Source organism: Nostoc sp. JL23 (genome assembly GCF_017115065.1).
GTDB classification, from domain to species: domain Bacteria; phylum Cyanobacteriota; class Cyanobacteriia; order Cyanobacteriales; family Nostocaceae; genus Nostoc; species Nostoc punctiforme_A.
Genome location: NZ_JABXKN010000048.1, coordinates 179,546 through 193,300, shown reverse-complemented (window position 1 = coordinate 193,300; position 13,755 = coordinate 179,546). Strand labels below are relative to the sequence as shown.

The following is a 13,755-nucleotide window of genomic DNA, read 5'->3' as shown; positions in this document are numbered from 1 at the left end:
TTGACCGAGGGGGTAAAAGCCGGGATGAGACGAAGGCTGACGACCATGATTATAAGTCGAGCCAAATTGGTTGTGCGGGAGCGAGATGGCAAAGCATTTCTCTATCGTCTTGCCCCTCAAGTCGAAGTAGTTACAGGCAAGGCTTTAAACCTCGGCTGTTGTGTTCTCTCGTTCAACCAAAACCTGGAATATCTATAGAAATAAAGGGAGAAGATGAAACATTCACAAATTTTGGCGATCGCAATAGGATTAGTGACAAGCATTTGGTTGCAAGGTTGTTCTCAACCTCCGCAAGCAGTCACAAATGAAATAGGCTACAAGGAAAATTGGTACTTACTGGTTCAAGTACGATCGCACCATTAGCAGCAGAAATTGGCAAAAAGTTTGAATCGCAACATTCCGGTGTGCGAGTTGATGTGCAATCAGGCGGTTCTTCTCGCGGTATTACAGATGCTCGTCAAGGTGTAGCCAATATTGGTATGGTTTCCCGTGCTTTAAAGCCCGAAGAAAAAGATTTAAAAGCGTTTTCCATCGCTCGTGATGGAGTAACGATGATTCTCCATCAGGAAAATCCCGTGCCATCCCTAACTGACAAGCAAATTGTAGATATTTACACAGGCAAGGTGAATAACTGGAAACAGCTAGGGGGTAAGGATGGGGCAATTACAGTTGTTAATAAAGCCGAAGGACGTTCTACCCTGGAATTGTTTACCCACTACTTCAAGCTAAAAAATACTGACATCAAAGCACAAGTAGTGATTGGTGATAATGAGCAAGGAATTAAGACTGTAGCCGGAAACCCGAATGCTATTGGCTATGTTTCCATTGGCTCGGCAGAAAATAGCGCCGCCAATAAAGTACCAATCAAATTGCTACCTGTAAACGGTATAGCAGCAACAACAGCGAATGTACAAAACGGGAGTTTTCCTATTTCTCGACCGCTTAACTTGGTCAGCAAAACCGAACCCCAAGGACTGGTGAAAGAATTTATTAACTTTGCACAATCACAGCAGGTAAGTGACATTGTTAAAAAGCAGAACTTTGTCTCCATCGCCCAATGATGTTTGGTTAATTTGGATACTACGAGGTTTAGCAACAACCGCAGGAGCGATCGCACTTTTAATTATTGTCTTTCTACTTTGGGAATCCTTACCAATCTTCAGTCGTATACCACTATCCCGCTTCTTTACCGACTCCTCTTGGAACCCCACAGCAGGTTTATATAATCTCTCACCTATGTTGCTGGGTACTTTCTTGGCAATGGCTGGTGCAGTGCTAATTACTACTCCTATAGGCTTTTTATCTGCTGTCTTTTGCCAATTCTATGCCCCGCCAATGGTAGCTCAACTCTATCGCCGTCTCATTGAATTATTAGCGGGGATTCCTTCTGTAGTGTATGGCTTTTGGGGATTAGTCGTGCTAGTTCCTCTGATTGGTAAAATTCATCCACCAGGGCCAAGCCTATTAGCAGGAATAGCAATTTTGGCGGTGATGATTCTGCCAACAGTCGCGCTTATAGCCGATGCTAGCCTCGAAAAAGTTCCCACCTCTTACATTCAAGGTGCTGCTGCACTAGGGTTATCACGTTGGACAACAATCTGCACAGTAGTTTTTGCATCAGCCAAATCAGGATTATTTACAGGCTTAATTTTAGGGACAGGTCGTGCCATTGGTGAAACAATGGCAATTTTGATGGTATGTGGCAATGTGGTACAGACCCCAAAAAGCTTATTTGACCCCATCCGCACACTCACGGCCAATATTGCTTTAGAAATGGCGTATGCCACAGGGGATCACCGTAGTGCGCTGTTTGTCAGTGGCTTGATATTGATGGGAATGATTGTGGTCTTAGTGGCGATCGCTGAAGTTAGTAATCAGAGGAAATGACATATATAGGAGTTACGCATGAGTTACGAAATAACGAACCGCAGAGGCACAGAGGGCACGGAGAAATCAGAGTTTGAGAGATATTTTGCGTAAATCCTAATATAAAAAGCAAAGATTTAAGAATGCAAAATCGTATCACTCTTAGAGAGTGGCTAGCAACAAGCTTAGTTTGGGCAACAGCCGCCTTCGTTACCGCCATCTTTTTATGGATAGTCAGCGATATCCTCTGGCACGGTATGGGATATTTATCTTGGGAATTTCTGATTAGTGAACCAGAAAATGCGGGTAGAGAAGGTGGGATCGCCAGTATTCTCGTTTCCACCGTTTTAATTATTGGTGTATGTATGACGGTTTGCCTGCCCGTTGGTGTTGGTACAGCAGTTTTACTAGCAGAATTTACTCCTAGTGATAGTTGGTTCGCTAGATTAGTGCGCCGCAGTCTAGATGTACTTGCTGGTGTACCTTCGATTGTCTTCGGGTTGTTTGGCAACGTCTTGTTTTGCAAAGTTTTAGGGCTGGGGTTTTCCATTCTTTCAGGCGGACTCACACTGGCGTGTATGGTGCTACCAATCTTGATTCGCTCTACAGAGGAAGGATTTTTAGCGGTTCCTAATGAGCACAGATTAGGAGCCGCCGCTCTTGGCTTTTCGCGCACAACCACAATATTTCAGATATTGTTACCTGCTGCTATTCCTGGTTTAATTGTGGGATTTGTGCTTGGTGTTGGTCGGGCTATTGCGGAAACTGCGGCTTTAATTTTCACTAGCGGTTACGTAGACCGAATGCCACAATCACTCCTCGATTCTGGGCGTACCCTTTCGGTTCATATTTTTGATCTCTCAATGAACGTTTCAGGAGGAGATAAGAGTGCTTATGCTAGTGCATCGGTTTTGCTATTACTACTGCTGTTGATTAATGGCACAGCAGCGTGGATTGCACAACGTTGGTTACACAGCAGAGTTATTTCTGGATGAGAACTGATGGATATAGAGGAGGACATCTTGGCAGTTACTGAACCGTTGATTCAAATTGAGAACTTAACTCTGCAATACGCACAAAAAACTGCCCTTGCTAATGTCAACTTGGCTGTCAATGCCGGAGAAATTTTGGCTTTGGTTGGGCCTTCTGGTTGTGGAAAAACTAGCTTGCTCAGTTGCCTCAATCGCCTCAGCGATATGATTCCCAAGTGTCGAGTTCAGGGAAGAATCCGCATTGGTAGTTTAGAAGTGGTAAATTCCAAAATCAATGTCATTGCCTTGCGGCGTCAAGTCGGTATGATTTTTCAAAAACCCAATCCCTTTCCTTTCTCAATATGGCAGAATCTGGAATTACCTTTGCGAGAACATGGCATCCGCGATCGCCACCAAATTGATCCAATTATCGAAACCAGCCTCCAAGATGTAGGGCTATGGGATGAAGTAAAAGACCGGTTGCAATCTTCAGCTTTAGCTCTTTCTGGTGGGCAGCAGCAACGTTTGTGCATAGCTAGAGCCTTGGCTTTGCAGCCAGAAGTATTACTACTGGATGAACCTTGTAGTGCCCTCGACCCTATTTCCAGCAACGTTGTTGAAGATTTAATTATCAGTTTGCGCCAGCGCTATACTGTGTTAATTATTACTCACAATCTGGCTCAAGCCAAGAGAATTGCAGATCGAGTCGCTTTATTTTGGGTACAAGACGGCATTGGACAACTGATTGAATCAGGTACTGTAGAGCAGGTTTTTAATCATCCTCAACATCCTTTAACAGTTGCTTATGTAACTGGTGCCAGGGGTTAAATCCACAAGCTAATTTTTTCATCCCAAGGGGCAGGTTTGCTAATTTGCTTCCATATAGGACTATACAAGGTTGGGTTGAGCAATAGCGAAACCCAAAAAACCCCACCAAATGTTGGGTTTTGTTCCTCAAACGCCACTTGCTTCAAGCCGGGGAACCCTTCCAACGCAGTGGCTCCCCAACCTACAATTTTCTATTTTTTAGGCAAAACCTACCCAGTATTGCAACCCTACTCAACCCTATTTAGCAGCGAAGTAGGCTTCTAAGTCCTCAGAACCACCAATTAATTTACCATCGATAAATACTTGGGGAACTGTTGTCGCACCTGCAACTGCTTTTAGCGATCGTGTGGTGATATCTTTACCCAAGGTAATTTCTTCGTAGTTGATACCATGTTCCTTGAGCATTGCCTTAGCACGGGCACAGAAGGGACAACCCACTTTCGCAAACAGGGAAACTACTTCGGGCTTAACTGCTTGGGGGTTGATATATCTGAGCATTGTCTCAGCATCAGACACCTTAAAGGGATCTCCTGGCTCCTCTGGTTCAATAAACATCTGGTTAATTACACCATCTCTAACCAGCATAGAATAGCGCCACGATCGCTTGCCAAAACCCAAATCTGATTTATCTACCAATAAACCCATGCCTTCAGTAAACTCACCATTCCCATCAGGAATTAATGTGATATTTTCTGCTTCTTGATCCTTTGCCCATTCGTTCATCACAAAGGCATCATTGACAGAAATACAGATAATGTCATCGACACCATTTTCTTTGAAAACCGGAGCTAATTCGTTGTAGCCAGGGAGATGAGTGGATGAACAAGTCGGAGTATAAGCACCCGGTAAAGAGAAGACAACTACTGTCTTATTAGCAAATAGCTGATCGGTTGTCACATCCACCCACTGGTTATTATTGCGAGTATGAAAAGTGACATTGGGTACTCGTTGTCCTTGGCGATTGGATAACATAATTTTGCTTGCCTTTAGTAATCAATTCCAGTCAGTCATAACCTATCATGGGAGAACTGGCACAATGTAACTATCAATCAGCTAAAAAACTTCATTAATGAATAGAGCGATCGCAGCTACAAACTCAGCGGTTGATTCATAGGGTAAAACATTACGCCCATTTATTTTTATACCTCTACTTTCAGGCAAACAAGCAAGATAGTGAGCCAAGCGTTCATCTGGCGTTTCTTTTTTATTGTCTTGGCTAATACTCGATGCAGTTTCGCCCATAACTGCTAATGTTGGTTGCTGAATCGAGGCAATAAAACTAGTATAATCATCTCGCCAAAACCCTGCTAAAAAAGAAAATACTGCATGGCGACTAGCAGGATTTTCTGCGCCTGCAAGCAATGTATTTAACCACTCTGCATCCACAGCATTTTCAGAAGCAAAGAGTTGGCGAATCGAAAAAGAACGTAAAAACTTTGGGGTGCGTGCATAGCGATAAAAAGCACTGCCAAAAGGCGAATCTAACACGTTCCAAAGGAATTTTTCCTGCCATTCTGGTGGTTTAGTTGTCATCAAAGCCCACGTTGGCGGCCCAGAAAGTACCAGTCCGGCAATTAATTTTGATTCTTTTTGGACTAATTGGATAGCAACTGGTAATAAAGCACCTTGTACTACTAGAATAACCGGTTTTTGGACTACTGTTTGTAAAAAGGACTGCAACTGTTCTGCCCAATCACTAGGAGTGTAAGCTACACGGGGCATATCACTTTCACCACATCCTAGTAAATCAGGGTTGTAAATTGAATTACGCTGACCTGTACTATACCACTCGCGACAAAATCGTTGCCAAAATCGCCGCGACAATCCCACGCCAATCGGATGAATTAATAGTAAGGGAACGCCTTCAGATGTTGTATTAATTGGTTGATGAACTTCGTAGGCGCAACGATAATTTTGCCAACTGTAAAACTGGCTAGGAGATGCTGTCAAATTAGTTGTGTTAGCTACAGCAGATGTTTGCATAATTCCTAGTTTTTAATACTTGCTAAAAAATTATCTGTGGATGAATCAACTCGTATCCAGCTTCTTTGAGCTTTTCATTGGATACCCAAGCATTATATGGGCGAGTACTCTTGATAGATGTATCCCATTCTACTTTGGGTAAATTATGTTTTTCAAATAAGTTATCTAGCAAGTTTCGGCTGGTGAGATGTGCATCATCTACTAGATTGTAAATTCCTTGCAAACGACGGCGACGGGCAAATTCTATCGCACCAACAATATCATCTAGATGAACCCAATTTGTGGTATCCTCACCATTGCCCGGACGGGTTGTACCAGAATATCTACCAAATATTTTCAACAGTTCTCTACCAGTTCCATAAATCCCTCCTAAGCGGAATATACAAATACGGAGATTTTCGCTAGATGCTGATAGCAAGACATCTTCCGTTTTTCGGAGAATTTGGGCATTTAAATTAGGAGGTGCAAGCGGTGTTTCTTCATCTACCCATACACCATTCCTGTCACCATATACTGCATAACTACCTGTGTATATTAATTGTTTTACACTCTTAATCTGTTGTAAGCACGAAACTAAAGTTTGGGCAGTTTGTAGATAAGTTTCTTCATAAACTTCTCTACTTTTTGCCCCAACGCTCAAAAGTACAACATCTTGATTGTGCAAAACTGATTTTAGACTATCTATGTCATTACCACAGGTAACTACAACTCTTTGAGATACTGATTGTAGTGCAGGGACACGCTCAGGTGAAGTTGTGGTTACACTGACAACAAAATTCTTATCTTGTTGCCAATATTGAGCAACTTTATAACCAACATAACCACAACCAATGATTGCAACGTTCATGACAAATTAGACACAAATAAATTAAACTACTTATTGAGAGAACATTCTGAATTAATTGTCTGGAAGTAAATAATTTTAACAGTTCAGAACTAACAGTCAATTATTCATAGTACAGAAATTTTTACCTAATGACTATTTAGCTAATTCTTTCTCAATTGTGGTAATTAGCTCTGGTGAATTTGGCTGGATACTACTATTAAATCTAGCTACTACTTCACCTTGCTTATTAACTAAAAATTTTTCAAAGTTCCAAGCAACAGTTCCCGTTGGCTCAACCGCTTTAGTAAGTCGCTCATAAAGTGGATGCTGCTGTGAGCCTTTGGCATGAACTTTATCAAATAGTTCAAAGGTAACACCATATTTACTCGTGCAGAATTGCACAATTTCTTCATTGCTTCCTGGTTCCTGCGCTCCAAAATCGTTACAAGGGAACCCCAAAATGCGTAGACCTGCTTCTCCATACTTTTGGTTTAAATTTTCTAACCCCTCGTATTGAGAAGTATAACCACAGAAGGAAGCCAAATTTACAATTAAGAGTATCTTTCCGGTGTACTCATTTAATTGCTTATCTTCACCGTTGATGGTCTTAACTGCAATATCCGAAATTGTGTTACTCATTTTAAATCTGATTTATAGGGAATATTGCCAAGTCTCCCATATTACAGGTACTCTAAACCCGGTTTCTTTAAGGAAATTAGGTTTGTTAGCCTTGTTGTAACAATTCTATGTGAGTCATGTAGTTGCAAAACGCTGTATCTTGTATAAATAGCTCGACCAAGCTGCTATCTCAGGATAAGTGTGGGAAATCTGCGTTGCTTTTAAGACAAAATTTTGAGTGCAGTGATAAATTGATATACCTTTAAAGTCACAAAGAATTAACTGTTTGTATAAAAAGTTAACAACATCTAGAATTGTCCAATTTATGATGTCGGAAAATACACAGCAATAAAAGATATAGTTGCTTTTTTATTGCATCATGAGTTAATTTCATCACAAAAAACCAAAAAATGTATTTTATGATACAGTTTTTTTTGGTTTGAGTAAATAGACAATCAGTCGAATTTATCCGTTTGGGCATAAATTTACCAAAGTGAAATCAGTAACTAGTACAACGCGGTGGAAATAAACCAATCATCCCAAATCAACGAAACCCTTATGCTGTATTCATTTTTAATTTTTAATTTTTAATTCCGCCTTGCAATACTAGTCTCATAATTTCTGTGAAGGAATGTTTATGTTTTGGTTTAGTCAAAGTTTTGAATATTAGAAAAAGTGTGTTTCCAGAAAAATAAATAACTGATACGGAGAATGAGAGGATTATTTCTGAAAAGTGCTGAATAAAAGCTAAATTTGGTTAGCTTTATTAAATTATTTGATGTTGCTAAGTATATTACTAACATCAATTACCATTTTGACAGCAGAAAAAAATAACCAATGAATAAATGTATTCCTCCCTCGCATCGCCTACTGGCATTAGCGATCGCAGTTTTCACCGTCGGCTTTAGCTTTTTAATGTTTGGTGGTCTGAAAGCGCTGGGACACTTACGCGTCAATCCCGAAGCCGATCGCATTGGGATCGATGCCTACGAACATGGCGCGTCAGTATGGCCTGATGTTTATGCGATCGAGCAATTTGTTGCAGAAGAAGACAAAAATCGGACTAATATTCCAGAAGTCGGTGCCCTCGATAGTGAATAGAGCCAAAAATCACATTTTTAGCTAAAAAAAGCCATTTTACGGTAGTTATGATGTATATTACACAGATTCATTGCTACTTTCTACAGGATTTTTTATTGACATTATTCAAGACAATTTTAGGCACTTTCTCAGCCAACTTTTTTCAAAGATTAAAGATTAAGTGAAGAAGACTTGACTATTTCAGAAAATACATCAAAAATTTCTTACGAAGAACTATAAAAAATATTTACAGATGTGCCAATAGTTTCTTAAACTCCTACTAAGGTTATTTGAGTTTCTGGTTTTTAAACAAATGGTCTAAAAGAAAAATATCAAAAACCACTGGATCTAATTTCGGACGGTAGTTTTTTCTGTTTAAAGTGTTTTTTCCCTTTTTTAAGGATGGTTTGGAGGATGATGCTCAAATTCATGTACAAACAAAAATCGAAACCAAAAAAGAGGCATTTGTCTGCAAGAAATTACGAGATCAATTCACAATCCAACTCTAAAGTCAAGCTATTTAATCTGATTAAGCGACTTTCTCCCAGTTGGCAAGCTTGTTTACCTATTGCTTGTCTGATTGTGTTGGGTTGGGGTTATGCCGCAGTTGCCCAAACTCCAACCGCAGCGCCAACGACAGCAGAACTCAAAATTGCTATTGACACCCTGTGGGTAGCGATCGCTGCTTTTTTAGTGTTCTTCATGAACGCTGGTTTTTGTATGTTAGAAACTGGCTTCTGTCGCCAGAAAAACGCTGTCAATGTTCTTTCCAAAAACTTGATTGTATTTGCTTTGTCTACCGTTGCCTTTTGGTCAATCGGTTTTGCCTTAATGTTCGGTGATGGCAATGACTTCATTGGATTGAATGGATTTTTCTTAAAAGGAGTAGATAACAGTCCCGCCACAGCAGACGCTTATAAAGGTGTCTTCAGTGCTATTAATTGGGCTGGTGTACCTTTGGCAGCCAAGTTTTTATTCCAGCTAGTGTTTGCTGGAACAGCTGCAACAATCGTTTCTGGTGCAGTAGCCGAACGGATTAAGTTTGTTGACTTCCTAATTTTCAGCCTCTTACTTGTAGGTATTGCCTATCCCATTACCGGACATTGGATTTGGGGTGGTGGTTGGCTAGCAGACAGAGGCTTTTGGGATTTTGCCGGTTCTACGGTGGTTCACTCTGTAGGTGGCTGGGCAGCTTTGATGGGGGCAGCATTTCTTGGGCCCCGTCTTGGAAAATATCAAGACAAGCAAGTTGTAGCAATGCCCGGTCACAACATGAGTATTGCTACATTGGGCTGTTTGATTCTGTGGTTGGGCTGGTTTGGTTTCAACCCCGGTTCTGTAATGGCTGCCGATCCTGGTGCAATCAGTCATATTGCTCTAACCACTAACATGGCTGCTGCTGCCGGTGGAATTGCCGCCACCATCACAGCTTGGTTGTACTTAGGTAAACCAGACCTGTCAATGATTATCAATGGTATTTTGGCTGGCTTAGTTGGGATTACAGCATCTTGTGCTTACGTAGGTGTCGCTAGTTCTTTAGTAATTGGCTTCATTGCTGGGGTACTGGTAGTTTTCTCTGTAACATTCTTTGACAAACTTGGCATTGATGACCCAGTGGGAGCTACCTCAGTTCACTTAGTTTGTGGTATCTGGGGAACCCTAGCAGTTGGTCTATGGTCTGTTGGCCCTGGTGTTTTTACCTGGTATACACTTGGCCCAGAAAAAGGTTTATTTTCAGGTGGTGGCTTTGGACAGTTTGGTGTTCAGTTGCTAGGCGTTGTCTCAGTAGGTGGCTTCACTGTTTTACTCAGTAGTATTTTTTGGTTGGCACTAAAAGCGACTTTAGGTATTAGAGTATCCAAAGAAGAAGAATTAGAAGGTTTGGATATCGGTGAACACGGTATGGAAGCCTACAATGGATTTCTCAAAGAAGGTGATGCAACTGGATTTTCTGATGAACAAGGCTCAATTGGGAGAATTTAGGGTAAATATTTCTTTGGTTCATCTTCTGGCATATTCTTAATATGAGCTATTAAGACACCATTAGTCGATTGAACTGATTCCGCAAAATTCTCTACCCAAGCGGGGAAAAGTAGGGGGTATAAAACCTCCTACTTTTTGCCTGATTAGTGCTTTATTAAGAAAGGCAGGAGGCAGGAGGAAAATTTACCGAGGCTCCTTGGTAGCGTCTCTAAGCGTGTCGCAGACAAGCCTCTACGCTGCGCGCTACCGTGCCTCCTTCAATAATTTAGCATCGCATTTTACCTTGTGAAAATTTTATGCTTAAAGGCTTAAGAGTTAGTATGCTGCTATTGGCAGTTATGGGAAGTTTAGTATGGTCATTTAGTGCCAAGGCAAATTTTAACGGCAAACTCACCGTGGAAATTGATGGCTTGAAGAATAAAAAAGGACAAGTCTGTGCCAGTATATTTGCTAGCAGTGAAGGATTTCCTAGCGATGGCGATCGCGTCTTACAAAAGCAGTGTACCAAGATTACTGAAAATCCCTTACCAATTACCTTTAATAACTTGAAAGCAGGTAGTTATGCCGTTGCTGTCTTCCACGATCAAAATAACGACAGCACTCTCAATAGCAATATTTTTGGTATCCCAAGCGAAGGTTTTGGATTTTCCAGCAACCCAGAAATTCGCACAAGAGCGCCCAGATTTAGCGAAGCAGCATTTTTAGTGGCAGGGCCAGATACCAATATCCAAATCCAGTTGAAATATTTTTAAGCTGACAGCAGATTCAGCTTATTACATTGACTGCGAATTTTAGATTTTAGGTAACACCTTTAGTTCGCTTCCAGCGCAACTTAGATTTTAGATTGAAAGAAAAATCTATTATTGTGAATCATTATGAGAATCTTCCTGTAGACTCTGTTGCTCCGGCAAGTCACGTATTCGATTCATTTGAGTTAAAGCATATCGTGCTGTTGCTTGCACATCGGCATCTGGGTCTTCTAGCGCATGGCGCAACATCTGACTCATTTGACCCATCATGTCATAAACGCGCGTCAGGTCACGGATTGCATTTTGCCGCACTTGTGGACTTTCATCTTGAATTGAAATTGCTAAAGCACGGTTCATCGGTTTGAGTGTGCGGATGCCAATTTCTGACACAGCTGCCAAAATTAAGCTGCTTTCCTGAGAATCAGCATCAATTATCAGGTCAACCAGATGTTGAATTGCCCGCGAATCTCCCTGCCGACCCAAATCCCAAATAGCCTTGCGCCGCTTCGTTGGGTCAGAACTGCGTAAATCTTGAATTAATTCATCAACGATATTGAGTTTAGCTAGACGGGAAGTTTTTTCTGGTAGCAGTAATTGTGTGGAAAATGGTGGTGGAGGCGTTTGTAGACTAGTGACAGTCTCCAGTAACGGTGGTGTAATCGGTTCTTTGTTAGCTTCACTCAAACTTTTAGCCTCTGATATTTCAGACTTTTGCACTTGCTTTACCTTCTGAAACGACCTCAGCAGATAAAAAAGTACGCCACTACATCCTAGAACTCCAACAGCAAATAGTAACCACCAGACAAAACCTCTCTCAGATGCTTGGGGATTTGCAGAAGTCGGAGCAATAGAGGTAACTATTGGAGAAGTAATTATTGGAGAGGTGACAAACTGCTTTTTAGCTGCCAAAGCTACTTGCAGTTTCTCCTGAGTCGCCGGGCCAGCAATCCCATCTAATTTTAAACCCTTTACTTTCTGGAATTTAGCTACAGCGATTTCCGTACTGGCGTTATACTGTCCATCTACTACATCTCTGTAGTATCCCAACTGCTTTAATTGGGTTTGTAGTCTCTGCACATCTGATTTTCGACTACCATATCTCAAAACAGCTGGACTAGCAGTAACTGTTGAACTAGCTTGTGCAAGTTCTAAAATTTCAGGTGCTAGGTTAGGTGTAGCTGCACTTGAGCGATTTGGGTAAAAACCCACGCAAGACAAACAGGTAAATATCAGAATTGAGGAACGGCATAACCTCATATTGCAAGTTTCAGCCTGAAGGTGCTTTTCAAATTTTCGATACCACAATAGCTTCTAGACGACAAAATGTTAACTGTCATTTTTAATTGAGAATTGGGAAAAAGGAGGCAGGAGGCAGGAGGCAGTGTTTCGACTACGCTCAACAACCAGGCAGAAGTTCTTTAATTTTAAATTTTAAATTTTGAATTTTTAATTGATTTTTCCCTCATCCCCTACTTAGATTACTAATTAAAAATTATTTTAACAAGCTAAGGTAATATTTCTGGTTCCGATTCTCTAACTGCTAGGCTTATGGGGTTCAATTTTTTAGTAGATGCTTCTAAAACTGGTTCCTGTATATTTGCTATCTCGCCGACAGTAACTGTGTCGTTTTGTCCTCCTAAAGTATCACGTTGGTTAATGAGATAGATGCTGATTAAAGTGAGAAATACTCCTACCCACTGCAACGGACTGAGGACTTCTGAGAGAAAAAGATTGCCGAATAGTAGCGCAAAGACGGGTGTCAGGAAGGTGAGAGAACTAAGACTCGTAAGACTGCCACTAGAGGCAAAGTAGAAGAATAACCCATAAGCGATCGCACTGCCAAATACGGTAGCATAACCCAAGGCTATGAAATCAGATCCTCCCAGATTCTCCCACTGCTGGGATTCAACAACTGATGAAATTCCCCATAGTGGCAATCCGCCCAAAATCATGTGCCATCCTGTAGCGCTTACAGGGTCAGCATATCGGCACACAAACCGAATCAACACTGTTCCCACTGCCATTGATAGTGCTGCTAACAGCATTAACCACTCGCCACTAGCAAACAAATCTTGCCAGTTGCCAATTGTCATATTTGCGCCTGAGTCGAAAAAATGTAAAATCCACTCATCAGGTAAGCCAATTAAACTAATGCCTGTGACTCCCAAGCCTAGCCCCAGCCATCCCCAAAAACCAATGTGTTCTTGGAATAGCCACAACGACAGCAAGGCAACAGCCAAAGGTTGCGAGTCAATCATCACAGACCCTAATCCGGCACTAGTTCTGACTAATCCCTCTGCCAAAAGGCCTTGAAACAGCGTTCCATCTACTAGGGCAAATAAGGTAATCCACAGCCATGCAGCCCAACCCTTCGGCTGGGGTTTACCCATGAATGCTGCTGCAATCAGAATTAACATCCCTGCTGGTATCAGACGCACACCTGCCATGAATAGCGGTGTGGTATGGGGTATCACCCCTTTCATGGCTACCATTGCCGTCCCCCATAGGAAAAAGGGGGCAATTAAAAAGAGGAGGGCGAAAGGAAGTCGGGATGCACTGAGTTTCAGTTGCATGGGTTTGCTGATACCTTTGTTTAACAAGCGCAAAAATTGCTTTACCCAATTTTACCGAATTATGTAGTTTTGTGTAGGCATAGCCCGTCGTAGACATCGCCTTTGGCGGGTGCTTTGCACTATCGTGTAGTGTCTTGGAGACGATGAAACTCTCCAACCTCTACTCTCAATGTATCTGTATGTATATACGTATCTACAGATTATGCCCTGAAAGTTTTTTTTACTCAACTACCCACTTTTGGGACATCCTCTTAAAGTTGGCTGCAATTTTCCTTTCA

15 protein-coding genes are annotated in these 13,755 nt (G+C 41.5%); 9 read left to right on the top strand and 6 right to left on the bottom strand.

The genetic code is table 11. The annotated features are described in order from the left end of the window. The 6 genes from HWQ42_RS10245 to HWQ42_RS10220 all read left to right on the top strand — a co-directional run. A partial coding sequence (locus HWQ42_RS10245; RefSeq protein WP_292811547.1) for a hypothetical protein occupies positions 1–198 on the top strand: 198 nt, incomplete at its 5' end. Positions 199–213: 15 nt separating this feature from the next. Then, on the top strand, positions 214–363 hold the full coding sequence (locus HWQ42_RS10240; protein ID WP_292811545.1) for a hypothetical protein: 150 nt from the start codon (positions 214–216) through the stop codon (positions 361–363). Further along, the gene (locus HWQ42_RS10235) at positions 327–1,061 is read left to right on the top strand and encodes a phosphate ABC transporter substrate-binding protein (protein WP_292811543.1); all 735 of its coding nucleotides are present in this window, start codon (positions 327–329) and stop codon (positions 1,059–1,061) included. The genes HWQ42_RS10240 and HWQ42_RS10235 overlap by 37 nt, the downstream gene beginning before the upstream one ends. After that, on the top strand, positions 1,018–1,887 hold the full coding sequence (gene pstC / locus HWQ42_RS10230) for a phosphate ABC transporter permease subunit PstC (RefSeq protein WP_292811540.1): 870 nt from the start codon (positions 1,018–1,020) through the stop codon (positions 1,885–1,887). Before HWQ42_RS10235 ends, pstC begins: the two co-directional genes overlap by 44 nt. Positions 1,888–2,009: 122 nt before the next feature. Next, positions 2,010–2,861: a phosphate ABC transporter permease PstA gene (gene pstA / locus HWQ42_RS10225; protein WP_292811538.1), complete on the top strand. Its 852-nt coding sequence runs from the start codon at positions 2,010–2,012 to the stop codon at positions 2,859–2,861. Positions 2,862–2,867: 6 nt separating this feature from the next. Beyond that, complete coding sequence (locus HWQ42_RS10220; protein WP_292811536.1) at positions 2,868–3,665, top strand: phosphate ABC transporter ATP-binding protein; 798 nt, start codon at positions 2,868–2,870, stop codon at positions 3,663–3,665. Between the two features lie 237 nt (positions 3,666–3,902). Here HWQ42_RS10220 and HWQ42_RS10215 read toward each other — a convergent pair whose 3' ends face one another. The 4 genes from HWQ42_RS10215 to HWQ42_RS10200 form a co-directional block, all read right to left on the bottom strand. After that, positions 3,903–4,637 (bottom strand): glutathione peroxidase, encoded by a 735-nt coding sequence (locus HWQ42_RS10215; RefSeq protein WP_292811534.1) that lies wholly within the window; start codon positions 4,635–4,637, stop codon positions 3,903–3,905. Positions 4,638–4,718: 81 nt separating this feature from the next. Further along, positions 4,719–5,648 carry an alpha/beta hydrolase gene (locus HWQ42_RS10210; RefSeq protein WP_292811532.1) on the bottom strand — a complete coding sequence of 310 codons (930 nt, stop codon included), beginning with the start codon at positions 5,646–5,648 and terminating at the stop codon, positions 4,719–4,721. Positions 5,649–5,670: 22 nt separating this feature from the next. Continuing rightward, positions 5,671–6,495 (bottom strand): SDR family oxidoreductase, encoded by an 825-nt coding sequence (locus HWQ42_RS10205; protein WP_292811530.1) that lies wholly within the window; start codon positions 6,493–6,495, stop codon positions 5,671–5,673. A 132-nt stretch (positions 6,496–6,627) separates the two neighbouring features. Then, positions 6,628–7,113: a glutathione peroxidase gene (locus HWQ42_RS10200; RefSeq protein ID WP_292811528.1), complete on the bottom strand. Its 486-nt coding sequence runs from the start codon at positions 7,111–7,113 to the stop codon at positions 6,628–6,630. Between the two features lie 816 nt (positions 7,114–7,929). Between HWQ42_RS10200 and HWQ42_RS10195 the strand changes: the two genes are divergently transcribed. The 3 genes from HWQ42_RS10195 (at position 7,930) to HWQ42_RS10185 (ending at position 10,907) form a co-directional block, all read left to right on the top strand. Beyond that, positions 7,930–8,193 (top strand): hypothetical protein, encoded by a 264-nt coding sequence (locus HWQ42_RS10195; protein ID WP_334812498.1) that lies wholly within the window; start codon positions 7,930–7,932, stop codon positions 8,191–8,193. Between the two features lie 408 nt (positions 8,194–8,601). Then, positions 8,602–10,155: an ammonium transporter gene (locus HWQ42_RS10190; protein ID WP_292811526.1), complete on the top strand. Its 1,554-nt coding sequence runs from the start codon at positions 8,602–8,604 to the stop codon at positions 10,153–10,155. A gap of 296 nt (positions 10,156–10,451) precedes the next feature. After that, complete coding sequence (locus HWQ42_RS10185; protein ID WP_292811524.1) at positions 10,452–10,907, top strand: DUF2141 domain-containing protein; 456 nt, start codon at positions 10,452–10,454, stop codon at positions 10,905–10,907. 108 nt (positions 10,908–11,015) lie between these two features. Here the strand turns inward: HWQ42_RS10185 and HWQ42_RS10180 are convergent, their stop codons facing one another. Further along, on the bottom strand, positions 11,016–12,161 hold the full coding sequence (locus HWQ42_RS10180) for a peptidoglycan-binding protein (protein WP_292811522.1): 1,146 nt from the start codon (positions 12,159–12,161) through the stop codon (positions 11,016–11,018). Positions 12,162–12,409: 248 nt separating this feature from the next. Next, complete coding sequence (locus tag HWQ42_RS10175) at positions 12,410–13,477, bottom strand: EamA family transporter (protein WP_292811519.1); 1,068 nt, start codon at positions 13,475–13,477, stop codon at positions 12,410–12,412. Positions 13,478–13,755 lie beyond the last annotated feature (278 nt).

Bases quoted from the DNA above. Each gene is read 5' to 3' on its own strand.
- HWQ42_RS10215 (WP_292811534.1), bottom strand. From the start codon at position 4,637: ATGTTATCCAATCGCCAAGGACAACGAGTACCCAATGTCACTTTTCAT.
- HWQ42_RS10205 (WP_292811530.1), bottom strand. From the start codon at position 6,495: ATGAACGTTGCAATCATTGGTTGTGGTTATGTTGGTTATAAAGTTGCT.
- HWQ42_RS10200 (WP_292811528.1), bottom strand. From the start codon at position 7,113: ATGAGTAACACAATTTCGGATATTGCAGTTAAGACCATCAACGGTGAA.
- HWQ42_RS10175 (WP_292811519.1), bottom strand. From the start codon at position 13,477: ATGCAACTGAAACTCAGTGCATCCCGACTTCCTTTCGCCCTCCTCTTT.
- HWQ42_RS10190 (WP_292811526.1), top strand. From the start codon at position 8,602: ATGTACAAACAAAAATCGAAACCAAAAAAGAGGCATTTGTCTGCAAGA.
- HWQ42_RS10240 (WP_292811545.1), top strand. From the start codon at position 214: ATGAAACATTCACAAATTTTGGCGATCGCAATAGGATTAGTGACAAGC.
- HWQ42_RS10220 (WP_292811536.1), top strand. From the start codon at position 2,868: ATGGATATAGAGGAGGACATCTTGGCAGTTACTGAACCGTTGATTCAA.
- pstA (WP_292811538.1), top strand. From the start codon at position 2,010: ATGCAAAATCGTATCACTCTTAGAGAGTGGCTAGCAACAAGCTTAGTT.
- HWQ42_RS10180 (WP_292811522.1), bottom strand. From the start codon at position 12,161: ATGAGGTTATGCCGTTCCTCAATTCTGATATTTACCTGTTTGTCTTGC.
- HWQ42_RS10195 (WP_334812498.1), top strand. From the start codon at position 7,930: ATGAATAAATGTATTCCTCCCTCGCATCGCCTACTGGCATTAGCGATC.
- HWQ42_RS10210 (WP_292811532.1), bottom strand. From the start codon at position 5,648: ATGCAAACATCTGCTGTAGCTAACACAACTAATTTGACAGCATCTCCT.
- HWQ42_RS10185 (WP_292811524.1), top strand. From the start codon at position 10,452: ATGCTTAAAGGCTTAAGAGTTAGTATGCTGCTATTGGCAGTTATGGGA.